Origin of the sequence: Litoribaculum gwangyangense (assembly GCF_039543505.1) — a bacterium.
In the GTDB taxonomy this organism is placed as follows: domain Bacteria; phylum Bacteroidota; class Bacteroidia; order Flavobacteriales; family Flavobacteriaceae; genus Litoribaculum; species Litoribaculum gwangyangense.
This window is the reverse complement of record NZ_BAABJW010000002.1, coordinates 481,636-504,069: the sequence shown is the minus strand read 5'-3', so window position 1 is coordinate 504,069 and position 22,434 is coordinate 481,636. Positions and strand designations below refer to the sequence as shown.

General features: G+C 33.9%; 22 protein-coding genes. 13 read left to right on the top strand and 9 right to left on the bottom strand.

Annotated elements, in window-relative coordinates; genetic code table 11:
• Positions 1–48: 48 nt before the first annotated feature.
• Together ABD963_RS07810 and tpx are read right to left on the bottom strand one after the other, a co-directional pair.
• Positions 49–417 carry a diacylglycerol kinase gene (locus ABD963_RS07810; RefSeq protein ID WP_345276390.1) on the bottom strand — a complete coding sequence of 123 codons (369 nt, stop codon included), beginning with the start codon at positions 415–417 and terminating at the stop codon, positions 49–51.
• Between the two features lie 8 nt (positions 418–425).
• On the bottom strand, positions 426–929 hold the full coding sequence (gene tpx / locus ABD963_RS07805) for a thiol peroxidase (protein WP_345276389.1): 504 nt from the start codon (positions 927–929) through the stop codon (positions 426–428).
• A gap of 236 nt (positions 930–1,165) precedes the next feature.
• Between tpx and katG the strand changes: the two genes are divergently transcribed.
• Both katG and ABD963_RS07795 read left to right on the top strand, forming a co-directional pair.
• The gene (gene katG / locus ABD963_RS07800) at positions 1,166–3,388 is read left to right on the top strand and encodes a catalase/peroxidase HPI (RefSeq protein WP_345276388.1); all 2,223 of its coding nucleotides are present in this window, start codon (positions 1,166–1,168) and stop codon (positions 3,386–3,388) included.
• Positions 3,389–3,479: 91 nt separating this feature from the next.
• Positions 3,480–3,950 (top strand): ankyrin repeat domain-containing protein, encoded by a 471-nt coding sequence (locus tag ABD963_RS07795; protein WP_345276387.1) that lies wholly within the window; start codon positions 3,480–3,482, stop codon positions 3,948–3,950.
• A 117-nt stretch (positions 3,951–4,067) separates the two neighbouring features.
• On the opposite strand, the gene nhaC is transcribed toward ABD963_RS07795, so the two are convergent.
• The gene (nhaC, locus tag ABD963_RS07790) at positions 4,068–5,549 is read right to left on the bottom strand and encodes a Na+/H+ antiporter NhaC (protein WP_345276386.1); all 1,482 of its coding nucleotides are present in this window, start codon (positions 5,547–5,549) and stop codon (positions 4,068–4,070) included.
• Between the two features lie 96 nt (positions 5,550–5,645).
• Here nhaC and ABD963_RS07785 point away from each other — a divergent pair, with 96 nt between their 5' ends.
• A complete protein-coding gene (locus tag ABD963_RS07785; RefSeq protein ID WP_345276385.1) occupies positions 5,646–6,668 on the top strand; it encodes a metal-dependent hydrolase in 1,023 nt (340 codons plus the stop codon).
• Positions 6,669–6,683: 15 nt separating this feature from the next.
• On the opposite strand, the gene ABD963_RS07780 is transcribed toward ABD963_RS07785, so the two are convergent.
• Entirely contained in the window at positions 6,684–7,883 is a 1,200-nt protein-coding gene (locus tag ABD963_RS07780) for an aminotransferase class I/II-fold pyridoxal phosphate-dependent enzyme (RefSeq protein ID WP_345276729.1), read from the bottom strand.
• A 159-nt stretch (positions 7,884–8,042) separates the two neighbouring features.
• On the opposite strand from ABD963_RS07780, the gene ABD963_RS07775 reads away from it, so the two are divergent.
• The 5 genes from ABD963_RS07775 (at position 8,043) to ABD963_RS07755 (ending at position 11,219) form a co-directional block, all read left to right on the top strand.
• A complete protein-coding gene (locus ABD963_RS07775) occupies positions 8,043–8,501 on the top strand; it encodes an Lrp/AsnC family transcriptional regulator (RefSeq protein ID WP_345276384.1) in 459 nt (152 codons plus the stop codon).
• 1 nt (position 8,502) lies between these two features.
• Positions 8,503–9,129 (top strand): CPBP family glutamic-type intramembrane protease, encoded by a 627-nt coding sequence (locus tag ABD963_RS07770; RefSeq protein ID WP_345276383.1) that lies wholly within the window; start codon positions 8,503–8,505, stop codon positions 9,127–9,129.
• A gap of 88 nt (positions 9,130–9,217) precedes the next feature.
• Positions 9,218–9,730, top strand: coding sequence for a hypothetical protein (locus tag ABD963_RS07765; RefSeq protein ID WP_345276382.1), 513 nt, complete (start codon positions 9,218–9,220; stop codon positions 9,728–9,730).
• A gap of 2 nt (positions 9,731–9,732) precedes the next feature.
• A complete protein-coding gene (locus ABD963_RS07760; protein WP_345276381.1) occupies positions 9,733–10,440 on the top strand; it encodes a hypothetical protein in 708 nt (235 codons plus the stop codon).
• Positions 10,416–11,219, top strand: a complete 804-nt coding sequence (locus tag ABD963_RS07755; RefSeq protein WP_345276380.1) for a sensor histidine kinase — start codon at positions 10,416–10,418, stop codon at positions 11,217–11,219. The genes ABD963_RS07760 and ABD963_RS07755 overlap by 25 nt, the downstream gene beginning before the upstream one ends.
• On the opposite strand, the gene ABD963_RS07750 is transcribed toward ABD963_RS07755, so the two are convergent.
• From ABD963_RS07750 to ABD963_RS07735, 4 genes are all read right to left on the bottom strand, one after another.
• Positions 11,216–12,595 carry an aldehyde dehydrogenase gene (locus ABD963_RS07750; RefSeq protein WP_345276379.1) on the bottom strand — a complete coding sequence of 460 codons (1,380 nt, stop codon included), beginning with the start codon at positions 12,593–12,595 and terminating at the stop codon, positions 11,216–11,218. The two genes, ABD963_RS07755 and ABD963_RS07750, sit on opposite strands and share 4 nt — an antisense overlap.
• A gap of 19 nt (positions 12,596–12,614) precedes the next feature.
• Positions 12,615–13,316, bottom strand: coding sequence for an RluA family pseudouridine synthase (locus ABD963_RS07745; RefSeq protein ID WP_345276378.1), 702 nt, complete (start codon positions 13,314–13,316; stop codon positions 12,615–12,617).
• 45 nt (positions 13,317–13,361) lie between these two features.
• Positions 13,362–14,180 carry a 3-methyl-2-oxobutanoate hydroxymethyltransferase gene (panB, locus tag ABD963_RS07740; protein WP_345276377.1) on the bottom strand — a complete coding sequence of 273 codons (819 nt, stop codon included), beginning with the start codon at positions 14,178–14,180 and terminating at the stop codon, positions 13,362–13,364.
• A 96-nt stretch (positions 14,181–14,276) separates the two neighbouring features.
• Positions 14,277–15,701: an L-serine ammonia-lyase gene (locus tag ABD963_RS07735; RefSeq protein ID WP_345276376.1), complete on the bottom strand. Its 1,425-nt coding sequence runs from the start codon at positions 15,699–15,701 to the stop codon at positions 14,277–14,279.
• Positions 15,702–15,919: 218 nt separating this feature from the next.
• Between ABD963_RS07735 and dnaK the strand changes: the two genes are divergently transcribed.
• The gene (gene dnaK, locus ABD963_RS07730; RefSeq protein ID WP_345276375.1) at positions 15,920–17,827 is read left to right on the top strand and encodes a molecular chaperone DnaK; all 1,908 of its coding nucleotides are present in this window, start codon (positions 15,920–15,922) and stop codon (positions 17,825–17,827) included.
• 29 nt (positions 17,828–17,856) lie between these two features.
• Here the strand turns inward: dnaK and ABD963_RS07725 are convergent, their stop codons facing one another.
• On the bottom strand, positions 17,857–18,759 hold the full coding sequence (locus tag ABD963_RS07725) for a Brp/Blh family beta-carotene 15,15'-dioxygenase (protein WP_345276374.1): 903 nt from the start codon (positions 18,757–18,759) through the stop codon (positions 17,857–17,859).
• A gap of 111 nt (positions 18,760–18,870) precedes the next feature.
• On the opposite strand from ABD963_RS07725, the gene ABD963_RS07720 reads away from it, so the two are divergent.
• The 4 genes from ABD963_RS07720 to ABD963_RS07705 all read left to right on the top strand — a co-directional run bounded on the left by ABD963_RS07720 (position 18,871) and on the right by ABD963_RS07705 (position 22,417).
• Entirely contained in the window at positions 18,871–19,599 is a 729-nt protein-coding gene (locus ABD963_RS07720; RefSeq protein WP_345276373.1) for a bacteriorhodopsin-like, read from the top strand.
• Between the two features lie 130 nt (positions 19,600–19,729).
• On the top strand, positions 19,730–20,677 hold the full coding sequence (locus ABD963_RS07715; protein WP_345276372.1) for an NAD(P)H-dependent flavin oxidoreductase: 948 nt from the start codon (positions 19,730–19,732) through the stop codon (positions 20,675–20,677).
• A gap of 183 nt (positions 20,678–20,860) precedes the next feature.
• On the top strand, positions 20,861–21,286 hold the full coding sequence (locus ABD963_RS07710) for a PaaI family thioesterase (RefSeq protein ID WP_345276371.1): 426 nt from the start codon (positions 20,861–20,863) through the stop codon (positions 21,284–21,286).
• A 3-nt stretch (positions 21,287–21,289) separates the two neighbouring features.
• The gene (locus ABD963_RS07705; RefSeq protein WP_345276370.1) at positions 21,290–22,417 is read left to right on the top strand and encodes a chorismate-binding protein; all 1,128 of its coding nucleotides are present in this window, start codon (positions 21,290–21,292) and stop codon (positions 22,415–22,417) included.
• Positions 22,418–22,434 lie beyond the last annotated feature (17 nt).

Genomic DNA, 22,434 nt, shown 5'->3' with positions numbered 1-22,434 from the left:
TAAACAAAAATACAAATTACTAACGTTAATCCTAGAGCGATTAGTATTTTAAAAAATCTTTGGTAGATATATGATTAAGCCAATAATAGACGCAAAAATGGATGCTATAAATACGGCACCAGCAGCAATGTCTTTTATGAGTCCTATTTTGTTGTGATGCTCTGGGTGAATAAAGTTTGCAATTTCTTCCACAGCTGTATTTAGACCTTCAATACTCATAACCAAACCAATAGCTAAAAATTGGATAATCCATTCGGTGTAAGAAATATTAAAAAAGAATCCCATTAAGGTTAAAATGATGGCTATAACGAACTGAATTTTGATACTGGCTTCAGTTTTTAATAACAAAATGGCACCTTTAAAAGCATATCCAACACTTTTAAGGCGATTTTTTAAAAAGGATTCTTTTTTAGTCATTAAGCATTCTATGAATACAAGGCCTCTAAAGCGGCTTTATAATTTGGTTCTTGGGCTATTTCAGGAACTTGTTCTGTATATAGTACGGTTCCTTTGGAATCTGCGACAATAACGCATCTTGAATGTAAACTATCAAAACCACCACTTGTCATTATCAGTCCATAATCTTTACCAAACTTACCAGTTTTAAAATCTGATAACATAACTACATTTTCTAGACCTTCTGCAGCACAAAATTGGTCTTGTGCAAAAGGCAAGTCCCTTGAAATACATAATATTTTTGTGTTTTCCAGTTCATTAGCTTCAGTATTAAATTGTCTTACTGAGGCAGAACAGATCCCTGTATTCACACTTGGAAAAATATTCAATATTAAATTACTACCCTTGTAATCATTAAGTGTTTTGGTTGAAAGATCGATTGCTACCAATTCAAAATTAGGGATTTTCGATCCAATCTCAGGTAAGCTTCCAGAGGTTTCTACGGGGTTTCCTCCTAATGTTATTTGTGCCATTTTAAAATTTTTAAATTTTTGATAAAAATAGTAATAAATGATTTTAACCTTACACTACATTTATTAAAATTTAGCCAAATTTATTCAGAGCCTATTATCGTTTGAGTTTATTGATTTTCGTTTTGTCATAAGTTTTATCAATTACAATATAATTTATTAAGATGTTATGATTATGGTTTTTTCTCTTGGTTATTCGTATTTTTACGTTATTCTAAAATTAAAAAACAACGTTTATAATGGATAGTAAAACTTTTGATCTTAACGATTCAGATGCAAGCAAATGCCCCTTTTTAAGTGGTAAACAACAAACTGTTGGAGGAGGCGGTGTAAAGAACAGAGATTGGTGGCCAAACGAACTAAAATTAAATATTTTAAGACAACATGCAACCAAATCAAATCCGCTTGGTGAAGACTTTGATTACGCGAAAGCGTTCAATAGCATTAACTACGATGAATTAAAACAAGATTTAACCAAGTTGATGACAGATTCTCAAGATTGGTGGCCAGCAGATTATGGACATTATGGAGGTTTTATGATTAGAATGGCTTGGCATAGTGCGGGAACCTATAGAGTTGGTGATGGTAGAGGAGGCGCTGGTACTGGTAATCAACGTTTTGCACCTATTAACAGCTGGCCAGATAATGGTAACTTAGACAAAGCAAGATTGTTATTATGGCCTATAAAAAAGAAATATGGCAATAAAATTTCTTGGGCAGATTTAATGATATTAGCAGGTAATGTGGCTTTGGAATCTATGGGATTCCCAACGTTTGGTTTCGCAGGAGGAAGAGAAGATATTTGGGAACCTGAGCAAGACGTATACTGGGGAAGTGAAACGGAATGGGGAGCCAATGAGAATCGTTACGGAAATAGTGGTGATTATCAAACCCGTGACTTAGAAGATCCCCTAGCTGCTGTAATGATGGGTTGGATTTACGTAAACCCAGAAGGTCCCGATGGGAAACCAGATCCTATAGGTTCTGCCAAAGACGTAAGAGAAACATTTGGGCGTATGGCCATGAATGATGAAGAAACCGTTGCATTAATTGCTGGAGGTCATACTTTCGGGAAAGCCCATGGTGCCGCAGATCCAGGTAAATATGTAGGTCCGGAGCCTCATGGTGCGCCTATGGCAGAAATGAGTACAGGTTGGAAAAACACCTATAAAAGTGGTGTTTTAGATGATACCATTACTAGTGGCATTGAAGGTGCATGGACGCCTAACCCAACGCAATGGGATGCCGATTATTTTGATGTGCTTTTAAATTACGATTGGGAATTGACAAAGAGTCCAGCGGGTGCTCACCAATGGACACCAACTGCTGAATCACATGCTCGCATGGCGCCTAAGGCTGGAGACCCAAATGGGAAACAAGCTTTAATGATGACAACAGCTGATATCGCGTTAAAAACCGATCCAAACTATTTAGAAATTTCTAAAAAATTCCATAAAGACCATAAAGCATTTGAAGATGCCTTTGCTCGTGCTTGGTATAAACTAACGCATCGCGACATGGGACCAATTGATCGATATTTAGGTCCAGAAGTTCCAAAAGAAGAGTTAATTTGGCAAGACCCAATTCCTAAAGTTGATTATAAATTAAGTGATGCTGAAATTACTTCATTAAAGAAAATGATTTTAGCTTCAGGGTTGAGTATTCCAGAATTGGTAAGAACTGCTTGGGCATCGGCTTCTACTTATAGAGATTCAGATAAGCGTGGTGGTGCCAATGGCGCTCGTTTAAGGTTAGAACCTCAAAGAAGTTGGAAAGTAAATAATCCTGAGGAATTGGATAAAGTATTTCATGTTCTTGAAGGTATTCAGAAAGAATTCAAAGGAACTGTTTCTATGGCAGATTTAATTGTGCTGGCTGGTACTGCGGCCATTGAAGAAGCAGCAAGCAATGCGGGGCACGATATTTCCGTTCCATTTGCTCCAGGTAGAGGAGACGCTACCCAAGAACAAACGGACATAGAACAATTCAACTATTTAAAACCTTTAGGTGATGGCTTTAGAAATTATGTGAATCCTAACTTAGATTTAAAAGCTGAAGATTTATTGGTTGATAAAGCTAATTTAATGGCTTTGTCGATTCCTGAAATGACCGTTCTTGTGGGTGGTATGCGTGTACTTGGTGCAAACTACGATGGTTCTAAACATGGTGTGTTCACGGATAATGTTGGACATCTTACTAATGATTTCTTTAAGAATTTAGTGGATATGACTTACACATGGAGCGCTACTTCAGAAGACGAAACGTATTTTGAAGGTAGAGACCGTAGAACGGGTGAAGTGAAATTTACCGGAACTCGTGCAGACTTAATCTTTGGTTCTAATACAGAGCTGAGAGCTGTATGCGAAGTGTATGCAGCAGATGATGCCGAGGAAAAATTTGTAAAAGACTTCGTTGCGGCTTGGACTAAAGTCATGAATGCTGATAGATTCGATTTAAAATAAATTAATATAGAATTGATTAATAGGTATTAGGAATTAAGAGGCTATCATTTTTTTTATGATGGCCTCTTTTTTAACTTTTAAAACAACCAAAATGAACGAGACCGAATTGTTTTTTAACACCATCCAATCAGGAAATACTGCCAATCTTGAACTACAATTAAAAAGAAATCCTAATTTGGTAAATGCTAAAGATGGAAGAGGATTTACACCTTTAATCTTCGCTACTTATTTTGACAAAGAAGCGATGGCAAAATTATTGATTGAACACCAAGCACCTCTCGATGCCCAAGATGCTTCGGGTAATACTGCTTTAATAGGCGTATGTTTTAAAGGGAATGTGCCATTGGCTAGCTTTTTAATTGAAAAAGGTGCCAACATAAATGCTGTAAATAACCAAGGAGCAACGGCAATAATTTTTTCTTCAATGTATAATAAGCTAGATAGTGTTCAACTTTTACTAAAACATAACGCCGATAAAACTATTAAAGATAACAATGGAAAAACCGCTTTGGATTATGCCAAGGAAAAAGATTTTGATGCCATAGTTAGCCTTTTGACTTAAGTAATTTTTGAAGCCTATTTAAATTCAATAAAACGAGTCTGCTTGATGACTTTTTCCTGACGTTAACGACATTAGTTTATTTTTTTCAAAGTCAAATTTCATTTAAAAAACTAAATTTTACTTATCTCTTAACATTTTAATTTTTATTCTAAACGCTGCAAAAAGCAAGGTAGTAAAGGGGCTTAACCAGTTAAAAATAGCATATCCCGCATAATGTAAGGTATCTACCCCTAAAACCCCACTTTGGTAAGCTCCACAGGTGTTCCAAGGTACTAAAACCGAGGTTACGGTACCGCTATCCTCTAAAGTTCTACTCAAGTTTTCTGGTGCCAAGCCTTTTTCTTTAAACGCTTTGGCATACATTTTTCCAGGAACAACAATGGCTAAATATTGGTCGCTAGCCGTTACATTTAACGCTAAACAACTCGCCACGGTACTTGCAAACAACCCAAATGTGGTATGGAACAACTTTAATAGGGCTTTGCTAATGGTTGTTAAGGCACCAATAGCATCCATAATGCCACCAAAAGTCATAGCGCATAAAATAAGCCATATGGTTCCCAACATTTTTGCCATCCCACCAGATTTGAATAAATCTTGCAATGCTTCATTGTCGGTAGGTATGGAGGTGTCAATAGTAATGGCATTCATAATGCCTTTATAACCAGTAGTAAAATCCAATTGTGCTCCGCCTCCAATAGACGTTACAATATCTGGTTGAAAAATAAGCGCTGCCATACCACCTAAAAGGGTACCAATTAACAAGGCTATAAGAGGAGATGTTTTTTTAACAATCAAAATTATAACGATTACGGGTACAACAAATAACCAGGGGCTTACATTTATGGAAGATTCAATGGATTTCAAAATAGCATTTGTATCGGCAGTTCCACTGGTATCTAAATTAAAACCAATAATAATGAAGACTATAAGCGTCACAATGATAGTCGGAACCGTGGTATTAAGCATATACCGTATATGGGTAAATAAATCGGTTCCCGCCATGGCAGGGGCCAAATTGGTGGTGTCGCTCATAGGCGAGATTTTATCACCAAAATAAGCACCTGAAAGAATCGCGCCAGCGGTCATTCCTAAAGGCACTCCCAATGCATCTGCAATGCCAATAAGGGCAATACCAACGGTCGCAGAAGTGGTCCAACTACTACCAGTAGCAATGGAAATAATGGCGCAAATAATAACACAGGACATTAAAAATATAGTAGGGTTTAAAATTTGTAAACCATAATAAATCATGGTGGGAATGATACCACTTATTAACCAAGTGCCCGCCAAAGCACCTACCAGAAGTAATATTAAAATAGAACCAGTAGTAGATTTAATGTTTTCTGCTACTTCATCAATCATTTGATTAAAGGTTACTTTGTTAAACAAACCAACAATAGCAGCCACAGCGCCCCCTAGCAACAAAATAAATTGGTTAGAACCACTTAGAGCGTCATCACCAAACACAAAAACATTGTAAGCCAACATGCCCACTAATACCAGAACAGGGATGAGAGCTTCCCAAATATTTAATTCTTTGTTTTCAACAATGTGTTCATCTTGTGGCACTCTGGGTTTGATATTTTGACTTTCCATGCAGAATATTTTTTTTGATTTGTAATGTTACGATTTTCAATGAAGCTATGCAAATGCCAAGAGTTGCTTACATTTGTTATTCGTTTAAATAATTATATGGATTCATTAACCCAAATCGTGTTAGGAGCTGCTTGTGGGGAAGCGGTTTTAGGAAAGAAAATAGGCAATAAAGCCTTATTGTTTGGAGCCATTGGTGGTACCATTCCAGATTTAGATGTTTTTGTTGGTAATTGGATTTATAACAATGAAATTGATGCAATGCTTTTTCATAGGGGTTTTATGCATTCTATTTTATTTTCTGTTTTAGGGGCATTTGTGTTGGGTTGGTTATCGTTTAAATTTTATAATACAGGAGCACGATTGCATACGACCACCCAAAAGCATTGGTTATGGCTATGGTTTTTGTCTTTGTTCACACATCCTATTTTAGATTGTTTTACACCTTATGGAACGCAGTTATTTGCGCCTTTTACAAATTACAGAGTGGCTTTCAATAATATAGCGGTAGTTGATCCTGCCTACACATTTCCGTTTTTAATTTGTATGTTAGTTTTAATGTTTTTTAATAGAACTTCATACAAAAGACGCTTTTTATTGAAAATGGGGGTTGGCATTAGTTCCGTTTATATGCTGTTCACCTTGGTAAACAAACTCTATATTGATTCTGTTTTTAATAAATCGTTGAAAGAAAACAACATACCTTTTAATCGTTTTACAACGCAACCTGCTATTTTTAATAATATTTTATGGTATGGCATAGCAGAAACGGAAAGCCATTATTTCGTAGCTGACCATTCCTTGTTTGATACCAAAAACAGTTTTTTGAATTTTAGGAAAGTGCCCAAGCAACGCGATTTAAATCCCGACAAATACAAAGATATTGAGCTTTTGGCTTGGTTTAGCAATCAATATTACAGTATTTATAAAGTAGGCGAAAATGAATACCACTATAACGATTTACGCTATCCTATTTTAGACGATAGCAATCCTGTTACTTCAGTATTTAGCCTACGGCTTTACAAAGAGGGTGAGAGGTTAAATATGAAACCCTTTGAACCCAAGTTTGAAAGTTTGGGTGACCTTTTATCGGCTTTATGGCAACGTATAAAAGGTATATAATCACTTTCAAAAGTTCTACAATACGTTAAGTTCTACCATGCATTGACGCATCATTTGGTAAGTTCTTTCAATATCGGCATCCAATCCAATTGAAAATCGAATCAACCCATCAGTCAGTCCCATAGCTTTTTGTTCATGTTCAGGAATTTCAGAAGATGTAGAACTGCCGGGAGCACTAAATAAGGTTTTATAAAACCCTAAGCTAACTGCCAAATAGCCCAAGTTTCTTTTTTGCATGAGTTCCATGAGTTCGTTTGCTTTGGCCAAGGTTCCTACATCGATAGTTAGCATACCGCCAAAACCATACTGAGGATTCATCATGCTCTTAAATAGCTCATACGAAGGATGGGATTTTAAGCCCGGATAAACAGTTTTTAACCCGTCAGCTTCAAATTTTTCAGCAAGATACGACGCATTTTTGCTATGTTGTTGCATTCGAATATGAAGCGTTCTTAAATTTTTTAAAATGGAAGCAGCTCTTAAACTATCCATCGTTGAGCCCAAGAGCATCGAGGCACCATCATTTACATTACGCAAGTTATTAATAAATTCTTGAGTGCCACAAACTACGCCACCAACCGTATCGCTAGAGCCATTTATGAATTTTGTTAAACTATGTATGACCACATGAGCACCTAAAACTGCTGGTGAAATCGATAATGGCGAAAAGGTATTATCTACTACCAATTTTAAACCATGCTTTTTGGCAATTTGAGATAAACCCCTAATATCGGCAACTTCCAAAAGCGGATTGCTAACGGATTCACAATACAAAACCTTGGTGTTTTTTGTAATGGCAGCTTCCACTTTTTCCAAATCGGTTATGTCTACAAATGAGGTTTCAATATTAAAACGCGGGATAAAATTTTTCAGAAATGCATACGTACCGCCGTAAATGGTTCTACTGGAAACGATATGATCTCCAGCACTGCATAATTGTAATAATACTGGCGTGATAGCTCCCATACCAGATGCCGAAACATTGGCGGTTTCGGTACCTTCCATGGCTGCTAGGGCTTCACCTAAATAGAGATTGGAAGGTGAGGAGTGCCGAGAATATAAATAACAACCATCCGCATTGCCTTCAAAGGTATCGAACATGGTTTTAGCCGATAGAAATGTATAAGTTGAAGAATCAGAAATGGAAGGATTTACGCCTCCAAATTCCCCAAAATATTGTAAATCCTGTATATTGTTTGCGGGTTTAAATGGCATCATGTTATAGGTTTTAGAATCTTCAAATTTCTAATATTTAAGATTAAAAAACAATGATTGTTTTAATATGATGAAAATAAAACTAAAATAATTTAAATATTTAGTTAATTTTACATTAATTTATTTGTTAATGAGTGATTTTAAGAAAATTTTTCATTTATGATATTTGATGAAACCGATAAAAATTTGCTAGAACTTTTACAAACTGATAGCAAACAAACGAACAAGGAGTTGTCCAACAAGCTTAACCTTTCGGTTACCGCTGTTTATGAGCGCATAAAAAAACTTGAAAAAGAGGGTTATATCAATAAGTATGTTGCTTTGGTAGATAAAGCAAAAATAAAAAGGGATTTTGTTGTTTTTTGTCATGTTAAACTCGTTCAGCATTCTCAAGATTTTGTAATTAAATTTGAAAAAGAAGTCACTAATCTAAATGAGGTTTTAGAGTGTTATCATGTAAGTGGCGATTATGACTATCTGCTCAAAGTCTTAGTTGAAGATATGGCTGCCTTTAGGGAATTTATGGTTAAAAAGCTAACCACAATCAACCATATTGGTAGCACTCACAGTATGTTTGTAATAAATGAAGTCAAGCACACAACACTAATTAACCTTTAGGATGAATTCATTGAGCTATAAACATTACGAATTTTTTATTCTTTTTGTTCTGATACCCGCTAGTTTTGCTATCGATTTTTCTGTTTGGATTAAAATGGTTTTAGGTGCTTTTGGTTTTCTTTATGTTGTTTATATTTTATTGAAAGTTGAAAAAGAAAAATTTATCATAGTGAATAACATAAACTGGAAATTATTTTGGATAGAAACCTTAGTAAAACTTTCTATCATAGCTTCAATTACCATACTTTTTGTTTACATATCAAATTTAGAATTGTTGTTTGTTGTAATTAAGAACAACCCGAAATTATGGTTTATAATATTATTTGTCTATAGTTTTTTCTCGGTTTATCCTCAAGAAATTATTTATAGAACTTTCTTTTTTAAAAGATACCGAGATATTTTCAAAAATAGCCGAACTCTAATTTTAGTAAATGCTATGCTGTTCTCATGGGCACATATTTTTTTCAAAAACTCATTGGTGATGATTTTGACTTTTTTAGGTGGTATTTTGTTTGCGATAACTTTCAAAAAAACTCAATCAACCCTATTAGTGTCAATTGAGCATGCTGTCTATGGTTGTTGGTTATTTACAGTAGGTATGGGAAGTATGTTAGGGTTTCCTACATAATCAATTGGGTATTTATACAGATAGCCTTACAATAATTAAATCTTTTTACTATTTTAGAGGAGCTAATATTAACTAAATTAACATATAAATGAGAAAACTAACTTACATTATTTTAGGGTTTATTATTGGAGCGGTTTTAACTTATTATTTCTGTCCACGTCATGTTGGAGAAGAAATGGGACTCAAAATTGTTAAGCCTAAAGGTGTTATTACAGTTAATGAGGCCAAAGAGTTAAACAAAAATTGGACAGACTTTAGAAAATCGGCGGTAGATTCAGCAGCTAAAAAACAGGGGAGAAACCAAGATGACAGATCAACATATTGGTCGTTGGATGTTATTGAGAATTACTTAGCTTATGCAAAAGCTGAATCTGACAGCTTAGGTTATGACATGACAGGCATTCGCATTTACTTAGGGGTTTATGGCAAAAATGCAGGACAGGCTAAAAAAGATTTGTCTACCATGTTTATTGTTCCAACTGGCAAAAAAAAGACATCTGAGGCTAGTATGAGTTTATTTTATGCACAAAAAGGTGACGAGGATTTGCCTACTGATCCATTAAATGATGGAACTGGTGGACCAAATGGTTACCCTCAATAATCATGACCGATGACTTTTTAATTAAAAACTATTCTTTATTAACTTATGCAATTGAATTTTTAGCTGCATTAACGGGTATTTTACTATTAAAGAGTTATAAGCTTAGTAATGTGAAGTATTTTATTTTTTTCCTTTGTTTTCTTACAATAGGAGATATTTCAAATAGTTATACATCTTTAATTAGAAATAATGGGATTTTAAGTTTTCTTGAAAGTACCGTCTTTATAAATAACTATTGGTGGTCTACTTTATACTGGAAAATAGGTGCTATACTTTTTTTTGTATTTTATTTTAGAAAAATCTTAAAAACGGAAGTATTTAGAAAGACACTTAAATTTTCAGGTTTTATTTTTTTAATTATTTCTATAGCATGTATTGTAATTAATTGGGAACATTTTTTTTCAAGATTCTTTCCAATAATTAGTATCATGGGAGCTCTGATAATATTTTTATGTACTTCATTTTATTTTTTTGAAGTATTGAAAAGTGATAAAATTTTAACCTTTTATAAAACAATAAATTTTTATATCAGTGGAGCTATTTTCATATGGTGGTTAATTATTACACCAATAGTATTTTACGATATTTATGGAGAACATAGAGACATGACATATATAAATTTAAGAAGATACATATATTTATTTGCTAATTTAATTATGTATTCAACCTTTACCTTTGCTTTAATATGGTGCAAACCACAGAACGATTAACTAGTACGACTTCTGAACGCTATTTATTAGTATACATGATTGCTGTATTGATTATAATTACCTCATTGGTCATTATTTTCTTTGTAGTTTTTCAAAAGCGCAAGAACAAACTACTTCTGGATAAACTCAAACAGCAACAAGCTTTTGAGGAGGAAATCGTGCTGGCCCAAACGGAGTCTCAAGAACAAACTTTAAAGAATATTGGCTGGGAGTTGCATGATAACATTGGGCAGCTGTTATCTTTCGCAAGTATGCAATTAAGTATTTTAAAAATGCAAGTTGCCGATGATGTTAAAGATAAATTTAAGGATACTTCAGAGGCCTTGAAGGAGAGTCTAAAGGAGGTCAGGGCACTTTCCAAAACACTTAATAATGAAGTAGTTTTAAACATTGGTTTTGAAAAATCCATTCAAAACGAATTAGATCGATTAAAAAAGATGAAATTCATGTCTGCTGAATTGAAGATTGACGGGGACAAAATTGAATTCACCAACAGAAAACATGAGATTATTTTATTCAGAATTATTCAAGAATTTTTATCAAATTCAGTAAAATATTCCGAGGCTAAAAACCTAAATATTACGTTGGATTATCAAAAGGAAAGTTTAAAGATTATCGCAACTGATGACGGTAAAGGCTTTCATATTAATGAGGTTGAAAAAGGATCAGGTTTAATTAATATGAAGAGTAGAGCCACTTTGATTAATGCCCATTTACAATTGCATTCAAAACCAAATGCAGGAGTTAAATTGGTTATTGAATATCCATTTCCAAATTAACCTAAAAACTTAAATATTTTTTTTAACAAGTTTAATTTTCCTCTGTAGGGCGGATAGCGAAATGAAGGATCTATCCAATTACCCCGTTTCATTACAGATTTATGGTGGGAAAAGGTATCAAAACCATGTTTTCCATGATATTGTCCCATGCCACTGCCACCAATACCACCAAAAGGTAATTTATGATTTCCAAAATGAACTAACACATCGTTAACCACACCACCACCAAAATTAAAGCTGTTTAAAATAAAATCGGCAAACGATTTATTATTTGAAAAGATATAAAGAGACAAAGGCTTGTCTAACCCATATATGATGCTTTCTATGTCTTCATAAGTTTTGTAATCTAAAATGGGCAAAATGGGTCCAAAAATTTCTTCAGACATCAAAGTGCTATCCAAACTAGGGGCATTTATTAAAGTAGGCGAAATATAATTTTCATCTTCAACAATATGACCGCCGAAAATAACATCTTGATTTTCGATTAATTTTTTAAGCCTTAGCGTATTATTTTTGTTAATAATCCTGGGTAAATCATTTGATTTTTCAGGAGTATTGCCATACATTTTGATAATTTCCTTTTTTAAATTATCTATAAGTTTCTCTTTAATATCAGATTTCACAATAACATAATCAGGAGCTATACAAGTTTGCCCACCATTAAAATATTTTCCCCAAGCCAGTCGTTTGGCAACCAAATTTAAATTTACGGTTTCGTCAATTATACATGGAGATTTACCACCAAGCTCCAAGGTTACCGGTGTTAAATTTTTAGCTGCTGCTTCTGCGACAATCTTGCCCACTTTCGTGCTTCCGGTAAAAAAAATATAATCCCATTTTTGAGCTAACAATTCCGTAGATGTTTCAACGCCCCCTTCAATTGAAATTGCCAAATCCTCTAAAAAAACATTTTTTATAATTTGTGTTATGATTTTTGAGGTACTTTGAGTTAATTCACTGGGTTTTAAAACGACTGTGTTTCCAGCCGCTATTGCCATAATTAAAGGTTCTAGAGCCAATAAAAACGGATAATTCCAAGGTGCAATTATCAACACGTTTCCATAAGGATCTTTATAAATATAATCTTTGGAAGGAAATGTTAATAGTGACGATTTAACGCGTTTGGGTTTTGCCCATTTTTTTAAGTTTTTGATAGCCAAATTCAATTCAGAAATAACCAAGCCAAATTCACTTATAAAAGTTTCAAAATTTGATTTTTTGAAATCATTATAAAGGGCATCTAAAATAGCTTGTTCTTTATCTAGTATTTCTTTCTTTAAAGATTTTAAAATGGAAAGCCTATAGTTTAGATTCTTTGTTTTTTGAGATTTGTAAAAAGCCTTTTGAATTTTTAATATTTCAGGAATGTTTTGCACGTTTTTCAGGTATAATAAATTATAAAGAGCATGCATCCCAAACTGGGTCTTTTGGTAGGGGTGCCGTAATTTTTACTAGTTCATTTTTAACGGGGTGCATGAACTCAATAGTTCTTGCATGCAAATGAATGCTCGCATCACTATTGCTCCTATCAAAGCCATATTTTAAATCGCCCTTAATAGGACAACCAATACTGGATAATTGAGACCGTATTTGATGATGCCTGCCAGTTTCTAAATTCACCTCCAACAAAAAATAATTATTTAATTGCTTTAAGACTTGGTAATGTAGAATTCCTTTTTTACTGCCTTCCACTTCATTTAAAGAGGTGTAGGATTTATTGTTTTTTGGATTTTTTTTAAGCCAATGTAATAACGTATCTTCCTTTTTTGGTGGTTGATTTTTTACAATGGCCCAATAGGTTTTTTTAATGTCTTTTGAAAGGAATAATTTATTCAACCTAGGGAGTGCTTTACTAGTTTTAGCAAAAATAACAAGACCAGTGGTTGGTCTGTCTAGTCTATGTACCGTCCCTAAATACACATTTCCTGGCTTTTTGTAAGTGTCTTTTATATAGCTTTTCACAACATTACTCAAGGGTTTGTCCCCGGTTTTATCACCTTGGACAATATCACCAGCACGTTTGTTAACAACAATTATATGGTTATCTTCAAATAAAATTTGAAGGTTATTTTTGTTGGAAATAATTTTTTCTGCCACTAAATAGTCAAATATTTTATATCAAAAGCTAATAGTAATTAACTATTAATACTGCTCATTTTCATTTGGGAAATCCACATTTTTTACATCTTCAACATATTGAGAAATGGCCTTAGTCATTTCTTCAAATAAAGTCAAATACCTACGTAAAAAACGCGGATTAAATTCGTGGGTCATTCCCAACATATCATGAAGTACTAAAACCTGTCCGTCTACACCATTACCCGCACCAATACCAATAATGGGTATAGATACGCTTTTGGCTACTTGTTTTGCTAATTTAGCAGGTATTTTTTCCAAGACAATGGCGAAACAACCAATGCGTTCTAACATTTTGGCATCTTCAATTAAGTCTAAGGCTTCTTGTTCTTCTTTAGCTCTAACAGTATAAGTCCCAAATTTGTAAATAGATTGCGGAGTTAATCCTAAATGGCCCATAACAGGAATACCTGCATTTAGGATGCGTTTAATAGATTCCTTTATTTCTTTACCGCCTTCAAGTTTTACAGAATGTGCACCACTCTCTTTCATGATTCTTATGGCAGAACGTAGGGCTTCCTTTGGATCACTTTGGTAACTACCAAAAGGTAAATCGACCACTACTAAAGCTCTATCTATAGCACGTATTACAGAAGATGCATGATAAATCATTTGGTCTAAAGTAATGGGTAATGTGGTTTCATGTCCTGCCATGACATTACTTGCAGAATCACCAACAAGAATAACATCGATACCAGCACCATCTACAATTTTTGCCATGGTATAGTCATATGCGGTTAACATAGATATTTTTTCACCATTAGCTTTCATATCCACTAATGTTTTAACGGTAATGCGCTTGTATTCTTTTTTGGCTACGGACATATGTACTTAGTTTAAGTTATAGATAACAAAAGTAGTAAAACAAATTTGTTACAATTAAAATAATTGAAAACAAGGTGTATTCTCAATAATGTAAGTTTAACAATCCGACAAATTTACACCAACAGCTAAACCGCCCTCTGAAGTTTCTTTATATTTAGTATTCATATCTTTAGCGGTTTCCCACATCGTGGAAATCACTTTGTCCAAGGGCACTTTTACATTTTTAGGATTGGTATCCAAAGCCATTTCTGCGGCATTAATGGCTTTTATGGCACCCATAGCATTTCTTTCAATGCAAGGAATTTGTACTAAACCGCCAATAGGGTCGCAAGTTAAACCTAAATGGTGTTCCATAGCTATTTCAGCAGCTACCAATACTTGTTCGGGAGTACCGCCCAGGAGTTCGCATAAAGCGGCAGCTGCCATGGAGGATGATACTCCAATTTCAGCTTGACACCCTCCCATGGCAGCACTAATGGTTGCCCCTTTTTTGAAGATGCTACCAATTTCGCCAGCCACAAGTAAAAACTGTTTTATGTGGTTAAAATCCGCCTTATGGTTTTCGATAACCAAATAATACATTAAAACGGCAGGTATAACGCCTGCACTTCCATTGGTAGGAGCAGTAACAACGCGCCCTAAAGACGCATTAACTTCGTTTATGGACAAGGCAAAACAGCTTACCCATTTTAATATCTGTCTAAATTTAACCTCAGTTTTCCTAATGGTTTCCAGCCACTCTTGAGGAGAATGGTATGGAATATCTCCTTTTAGTGTTTGGTAAGTGTCATAGGCTCTCCTTCTAACATTTAAACCTCCTGGCAAGTTCCCTTCAGTATGGCATCCTATGTAAATGCATTCTAACATGGTATTCCAAATACGATGAAGCTCAAAATCAATGGTTTCTATGGGACGGATTGATTTTTCGTTTTCTAATACAACTTCTGATATTGATTTATTTAGCTCATTACAGTATTTTAAAAGGTCATGGCCAGTCTCTATGGGATAAGGAAATGTACAGTAGAAAATGATTTTATTGGCTTTGGAAATTTTTCTTTCTTCTTGTACCACGAAGCCACCACCAATAGAGTAGTAGGTCGATTTTAAATTTCTTCCATTAATAATTGCTGAAAACTGAATGGCATTAGAATGGAATGGCAGAAATTTTCTATTGAAGACAATGTTTTTTTCTGGGTTAAAAGAAAGCGCTTTTTCATTATTAAAGCTTATAATATTAGTGCTTTTAATTTTTAAAATAATGTTTGGAATATCATCTGTTGGAATGGTTTCTGGGTTAGCACCGCTTAAACCTAACATCACTGCATAATCTGTGGCATGTCCTTTCCCTGTTAACGAAAGCGAACCAAACAAATCAACTGTAATGCTCTCAACTTTATGAAATTTATTAGTCTCTTTTAATTCTTTAATCCAGCGTTCGGCAGCTCGCCAGGGGCCGAGGGTATGTGAACTAGATGGGCCAATGCCTATTTTTAACATATCAAAAACAGAAATACACTCCATCTTTATACAATTGTAATTTGAAACAAATATAAATTGTTTTTTTAGTTCTTCGATTTTTTTACTACAGCTAATTCTTTTTCATTTGGAATAACTTATCAGTAAAATCGTATGGTTTGGTTAGTAGCTGACACTGTGTCAGTATTTTTGTCTTGGCATAAAGATTGACTTAAGTATTCCGAATCATAAAATGAACATTCAACACAATAAAAAAATATATTATGAGTAAAATTATTGGAATCGATTTGGGAACAACTAACTCTTGCGTTTCTGTAATGGAAGGTAATGAGCCGGTAGTTATTCCTAATGCTGAAGGTAAAAGAACCACACCATCTGTAATTGCTTTTGTTGAAGGAGGCGAAATTAAAGTTGGTGACCCAGCTAAAAGACAAGCCGTAACTAACCCAACAAAAACGGTTTATTCTATTAAACGTTTTATGGGTAATAAATATTCTGAATCAAAAAAAGAAGCAGAGCGTGTGCCTTATAAGGTAGTAAAAGGTGATAATGATACCCCACGTGTAGATATTGACGGTCGTTTATATACGCCCCAAGAATTATCGGCTATGATTCTTCAAAAAATGAAGAAAACTGCTGAAGATTATTTAGGAACCTCTGTATCTCGTGCGGTAATCACTGTACCAGCATATTTTAATGACAGTCAGCGTCAAGCTACTAAAGAAGCTGGTGAAATTGCCGGTTTAAAAGTAGAGCGAATTATTAATGAGCCTACTGCCGCGGCGTTGGCCTATGGTTTAGATAAAAAAGGTAAAGACCAAAAAATAGTGGTTTTTGACTTTGGTGGTGGTACACACGATGTTTCCATTCTTGAATTGGGTGATGGTGTTTTTGAAGTATTATCAACTGATGGTGATACCCATTTAGGTGGTGATGATGTAGATGAAAAAATCATCAATTGGTTGGCAGATGAGTTTCAAGCTGAAGAAAGTATGGATTTGAGAAAAGATCCTATGTCTTTGCAACGTTTAAAAGAAGCGGCTGAGAAAGCTAAAATAGAGTTGTCATCTTCTGCGCAAACAGAAATCAATTTACCTTACATTACCGCAACCGCTAGTGGACCAAAACACTTAGTACGTACTTTAACACGTTCTAAATTTGAACAACTAATAGATGATTTGGTAAAACGTACTATTGAGCCTTGTTCATCTGCCTTAAAAGCAGCTGGTTTAAGTAAAAGTGACATTGATGAAATTATTTTAGTAGGTGGTTCTACTAGAATTCCTGCAGTACAAAAAGCAGTTGAAGATTTCTTTGGAAAAGCACCAAGTAAAGGTGTGAATCCAGATGAAGTAGTATCGCTAGGAGCTGCTATACAAGGAGGTGTATTAACAGGAGATGTTAAAGATGTATTGCTATTGGATGTAACACCATTATCATTGGGTATTGAAACCATGGGTAATGTATTTACTAAATTAATTGAAGCTAATACAACAATTCCTACCAAAAAATCACAAGTATTCTCAACAGCTGCAGATAATCAGCCTTCCGTAGAAATACATGTTTTACAAGGAGAAAGAGCTATGGCAGCCGATAATAAAACTATTGGTCGTTTCCACTTAGATGGTATTCCACCAGCCCGACGTGGAACGCCTCAAATTGAAGTAACTTTTGATATTGATGCCAATGGTATCATCAAAGTATCAGCAGAAGATAAAGCGACTGGTAAAAAACAAGATATCAGAATTGAAGCCTCATCTGGATTGACTGAAGAAGAAATCCAAAAAATGAAAGCGGATGCTGAAGCTAATGCCGAGGCCGATAAAAAAGCCGCAGAAACTGCTCAAAAATTGAACGAAGCAGATTCTATGATTTTCCAAACAGAAAAGCAATTGGAAGAGTTTGGTGATAAGTTATCTGATGATAAAAAGAAACCGATTCAAGAAGCCTTAGAAGAATTGAAAAAAGCTTATGAGTCTAAAGATTTGGCAGTTATAGAGCCAGCTTTAAATAAAATTAATGAAGCTTGGAAAGTAGCCAGTGAAGAAATGTACAAAGCCCAAGCTGAAGCTCAACAAGGTGGGGCAGAGGCTCCAGGACCTGATGCAACCCAAAATGGTCAAGCAGAAGGCAGTGATGTAGAAGATGTAGATTTCGAAGAGGTAAAATAACAGAAAACTATTTAATTAAAAAAGCGCAATCATTTACTTGATTGCGCTTTTTTATGTAAAAACATTTTATTTATAACTAGGGCATGAGGAAACGTAACAGCAGCAATAAAAGAAAAGAAAATGGCATAAAACATTTTGTCATCTTTTAAAATATAAAAAACAATACTAATTCCAATTAATGACATAATCCAATAAGGTAAGGCCTTTATACAATACTTTAAAATGGTTTTGGTGTTAAACTCTTTATAAATGAAAGAAACCTGCTCAAATAGGGAAGGAATGCTATGCCAAAAAATAAAGTAAATAGTAAAACCCCAAATTAGTGTGGATACATTAAATATGATTGTGAAAATAACTAGATAAAATATTTCTTTTAAAAATAAAGCACGATAGGTTTTTGAAAAAATCATTACATAGGTTGAAATAATTAAAAAAGCTACTAAAGTGCTTATGAATGAAAATTCAATAATACCCTTTGTTATACTATAATTCGCAATTGATTCAATGATTTCTAAAACTTCACTTGTGTTTAAAATGAATAAAATTTGCAAAACCAATAGTCCATAAACGAAGTAGAAAATATTAAGAATGGATTTATGCAGATTGAGGTTTTTATTTTCCATGTGTTGCTCTCCAAAATGAAAAGCACTAAAAGCAACAAACAGTAATAATGCAAATAATGGTATAAAGTAAAAAACTGTTACAGCAAGAAAAATAGTTAATAGATATATTGCCAATACTTTTAAATAGCTGTGTTTTTGTTTTGATTTTGATAAGGTGTTTATAAGTAAAATATCATTAGACCCGTGTAAGATTCCGAAGGAAAAAATTAAAATAAAGCCCAAAACAACTTCAATTGTCCCCGTTAAGTAGGAAGTAATCCATAACCCTACAAAACTTAAGAATATTGAGATATTATATATTTTATCCATTGAAAATAAGTATTTCACAAAATTATAGTAAAATAATTGATTAAATAGTAATTTAATTGTTTAATTTTTTTTAAATTTGATTAAACAAAATTAATCATTTAAATAATTGTTATGAAAAATTTATTATTATTGGACATTACGTCTAAACTGGATCCAACCGACTATGTTGGTTTTACTTTCTTTGTTGGCTGCATGGCTATGATGGCTGCATCAGCATTTTTCTTTTTATCTTTAAATCAATTCGATAAAAAGTGGAGAACCTCTGTATTAGTTTCAGGACTAATTACTTTCATTGCGGCAGTTCATTATTTCTACATGAGAGATTATTGGGCTGCAAACATGGAATCGCCTACATTCTTTAGATATGTAGATTGGATTTTAACGGTTCCATTAATGTGTGTTGAATTTTATTTAATTCTAAAAGTTGCAGGTGCTAAAACTTCTTTAATGTGGAAGATGATAGGGTTATCTGTTATCATGTTAGTCACAGGTTATTTCGGAGAAGCTGTATTTACAGATCAAGCTGCTTTGTGGGGTGCTATTTCTGGTGTGGCTTATTTCGTAATCGTTTATGAAATTTGGTTAGGAAGTGCCAAAAAATTGGCAGTTGCTGCTGGTGGAGATGTGTTAAAAGCACACAAGATATTGTGTTGGTTTGTGCTAGTTGGTTGGGCTATCTATCCATTAGGTTACATGATGGGTACCGATGGTTGGTACAATAGTATGATCCCTGCTGGTAATATTGATGTGGCTTACAACATTGCAGACGCCATAAATAAAATTGGTTTCGGTTTGGTAATCTACTCATTAGCTGTTAAAAAACAAGATGTGAATGCCTAAATAATAGAAAAATTAATTATATAAGAAACGCAACCAAATTTGGTTGCGTTTTTGTTTATATATTTTTATTAATTTTTTTATTATGCACGCATAATAAATTTATTATATTTGTTCAAATCAACTCATATAAATGGAAACTAAACTCACCCAACTATTGAATATAAAATATCCCATCATCCAAGCACCTATGTTTCTGGTTTCCAATGTAAAAATGGTTAAAGAGGCTATGAATGGTGGTATTGCAGGTTGTATTCCCGCATTGAATTATCGAACTTTGGATGAATTGCGGTATGCTTTGAAAGAACTAAAAGCTTCCAAAGTAGAAGGTGGGTCTTTTGGTTTTAACCTCATCGTAAATAAATCAAACTTAAAATATAAAGAACAATTAAGAGTGATTTGCGAAGAAGGTTGTGATTTTATAATAACTTCTTTGGGTAGCCCTGAAGAAACCATAAACCAAGCACATAAGGTTGGTATTAAAGTATTCTGTGATGTTGTAGATTTAAAATTTGCAAAAAAGGTAGAAACTTTAGGTGCTGATGCTATTATAGCGGTTAACAATCAAGCTGGTGGGCACAGAGGGAATATTTCACCTGAATCTTTGATTAAAGAATTGAAATCTAATTGTTCAATTCCAATTATTTCAGCTGGAGGTGTTGGTTGCAAAAGGGATTTGGATAAAATGCTCAGTTATGGAGCCGATGGTGTTTCCGTTGGAAGCCCTTTTATTGCTTCTATCGAAGCCAATGTTACCGACGAATATAAACAAGCCTGCATTGATTATGGAGCCAATGATATTATAATGACGGAGCGTATATCTGGAACCCCTTGCACAGTCATAAATACACCTTACGTAAAAAAAATCGGAACAAAACAAACTTGGCTTGAATCTATACTTAACAAAAATAGAAAGCTTAAAAAGTGGGTAAAAATGATTCGCTTTTCAATTGGGATGAATGCCACTAAAAATGCAGCAACTAAAGCGACTTATAAAACCGTATGGGTAGCTGGCCCCAGTATAGAACATACCAATGCCATTCTACCAACTAAAGAAATAATTAAGCGTTTAGTCAGTTAATCCCTATAATTTTACTGTTTAGTTAGTTTGAGTATTCCAAAGTCTCCTTTACTTACCGAGAGCTAATTATGTAATATTATTCGATGCTATTTTACTTTATGAAATCACTCGAAATGATATTATTTCAATAGGATTACAGGAGTATTTCGTATTTTTGTAATGGCTAATAAAATAAATATTTATATGAAATTATCCAGAGAAGTTATCATAGAACGTTTTAATAAGATTGCAAAAAACACTTTGCTGGAAACTTTGCAGATTGAAATTGTAGATTTTGGTGACGACTTTTTAGTATTAAAAATGCCTGTGTCATCAAAGGTACATCAACCCGATGGTGTGTTGCATGGCGGTGCTACAGTTGCATTGGCTGAAACAACGGGTAGTTTTGCTGCCGAACTATTATTAGATACCAAAGAGTTTTTTGTTAGAGGTATTGAAATTTCGGCAAACCATGTTAAAAGCGTACGTGATGGGAATGTTTATGCTAAAGCTGAATTTATTCATAAAGGTCGTACAACACAGCTGTTTCAAATTAAAGTCACGGATGATAATCATAATCTAATTTCGGTTTGTAAATTAACAACCATCTCACTTCCAAGGGCTAAATAACAAATGATATTGGAAGATTTTTTTAAGCGAATTGAAGTTCAACATAGTAATAAGTTGCCGTTTGTTGTTTACAGAAAGCCAAATGATGATAGGTTTTTTTGTTTACTTCAAAGTAGTGAGGATTTGTTTTTCACTGAAGATTTTACTGATCAAGGGTTTGTGTTTTCACCTTTTGATGAATCAAAAAAAACCATACTGATTCCATTACATGTTTCAGAAAAGCTATCTTCAAAAAAAATTACCGACATGGATTTAAGTATTCCTGAAAAAGCAGGAATACAGAATAGCCAGTCTTTAGATTTAGAGAAGGAGTTTCATATGAACCTTATTAAAAAAGGTGTCGAAACTATAAACACATCAGACTTAAAAAAGGTCGTTTTATCGCGGAAGGAAAAAATCAATCTTTCAAACTCCTATCCAATTTCAATTTTTAAAAAATTATATAATAGATACAAGTCAGCATTTGTATATTGTTGGTATCACCCAAAAGTGGGGTTGTGGTTAGGCGCTACTCCAGAAACCTTACTTAAAATTGAAGGCAAACAGTTCTCCATAATGGCATTAGCTGGTACACAGGATTATAAAGGAACTTTAAACGTTGTTTGGCAAAATAAGGAAAAACAAGAGCAACAATATGTTACTGATTTCATAGTAGATAATTTAAAACCATGTGTAGAGAATATAAAAATATCAGATGTTGAAACCGTAAAAGCTGGTAATTTACTGCATTTAAAAACCATGATTTCTGCTCATTTAAAATCCGATGTCCAATTGAAACAAATAATAAAAGTATTACACCCAACCCCAGCCGTTTGTGGTTTACCACAATTGGAAGCGAAACAATTCATTATAAAACATGAAAGCTATGATCGTGAATATTACACCGGCTTTTTGGGAGAACTCAATTTTGAAACAACATCTGGATCTCGGTTAGGCAGAAGAAATATTGAAAATAGAGCCTACACTATGACTAAAAAAAGTACCCAATTATATGTAAATTTACGCTGTATGCAAATTAAAAAGCAAGAAGCTATTATATATGTTGGTGGTGGTATTACAGAAAGTTCTAATCCCGAAAGCGAATGGCAAGAGACAGTATCGAAATCTTTAGTGATTAAAAACGTGCTGTAATTCGCTTAATAGTTGCC

What these genes read in the sequence shown, in the direction of transcription:
- ABD963_RS07810 (WP_345276390.1), bottom strand. Translation starts at nt 417, where the DNA reads ATGACTAAAAAAGAATCCTTTTTAAAAAATCGCCTTAAAAGTGTTGGA.
- tpx (WP_345276389.1), bottom strand. Translation starts at nt 929, where the DNA reads ATGGCACAAATAACATTAGGAGGAAACCCCGTAGAAACCTCTGGAAGC.
- katG (WP_345276388.1), top strand. Translation starts at nt 1,166, where the DNA reads ATGGATAGTAAAACTTTTGATCTTAACGATTCAGATGCAAGCAAATGC.
- ABD963_RS07795 (WP_345276387.1), top strand. Translation starts at nt 3,480, where the DNA reads ATGAACGAGACCGAATTGTTTTTTAACACCATCCAATCAGGAAATACT.
- nhaC (WP_345276386.1), bottom strand. Translation starts at nt 5,549, where the DNA reads ATGGAAAGTCAAAATATCAAACCCAGAGTGCCACAAGATGAACACATT.
- ABD963_RS07785 (WP_345276385.1), top strand. Translation starts at nt 5,646, where the DNA reads ATGGATTCATTAACCCAAATCGTGTTAGGAGCTGCTTGTGGGGAAGCG.
- ABD963_RS07780 (WP_345276729.1), bottom strand. Translation starts at nt 7,883, where the DNA reads ATGCCATTTAAACCCGCAAACAATATACAGGATTTACAATATTTTGGG.
- ABD963_RS07775 (WP_345276384.1), top strand. Translation starts at nt 8,043, where the DNA reads ATGATATTTGATGAAACCGATAAAAATTTGCTAGAACTTTTACAAACT.
- ABD963_RS07770 (WP_345276383.1), top strand. Translation starts at nt 8,503, where the DNA reads ATGAATTCATTGAGCTATAAACATTACGAATTTTTTATTCTTTTTGTT.
- ABD963_RS07765 (WP_345276382.1), top strand. Translation starts at nt 9,218, where the DNA reads ATGAGAAAACTAACTTACATTATTTTAGGGTTTATTATTGGAGCGGTT.
- ABD963_RS07760 (WP_345276381.1), top strand. Translation starts at nt 9,733, where the DNA reads ATGACCGATGACTTTTTAATTAAAAACTATTCTTTATTAACTTATGCA.
- ABD963_RS07755 (WP_345276380.1), top strand. Translation starts at nt 10,416, where the DNA reads ATGGTGCAAACCACAGAACGATTAACTAGTACGACTTCTGAACGCTAT.
- panB (WP_345276377.1), bottom strand. Translation starts at nt 14,180, where the DNA reads ATGTCCGTAGCCAAAAAAGAATACAAGCGCATTACCGTTAAAACATTA.
- ABD963_RS07735 (WP_345276376.1), bottom strand. Translation starts at nt 15,701, where the DNA reads ATGGAGTGTATTTCTGTTTTTGATATGTTAAAAATAGGCATTGGCCCA.
- dnaK (WP_345276375.1), top strand. Translation starts at nt 15,920, where the DNA reads ATGAGTAAAATTATTGGAATCGATTTGGGAACAACTAACTCTTGCGTT.
- ABD963_RS07725 (WP_345276374.1), bottom strand. Translation starts at nt 18,759, where the DNA reads ATGGATAAAATATATAATATCTCAATATTCTTAAGTTTTGTAGGGTTA.
- ABD963_RS07720 (WP_345276373.1), top strand. Translation starts at nt 18,871, where the DNA reads ATGAAAAATTTATTATTATTGGACATTACGTCTAAACTGGATCCAACC.
- ABD963_RS07715 (WP_345276372.1), top strand. Translation starts at nt 19,730, where the DNA reads ATGGAAACTAAACTCACCCAACTATTGAATATAAAATATCCCATCATC.
- ABD963_RS07710 (WP_345276371.1), top strand. Translation starts at nt 20,861, where the DNA reads ATGAAATTATCCAGAGAAGTTATCATAGAACGTTTTAATAAGATTGCA.
- ABD963_RS07705 (WP_345276370.1), top strand. Translation starts at nt 21,290, where the DNA reads ATGATATTGGAAGATTTTTTTAAGCGAATTGAAGTTCAACATAGTAAT.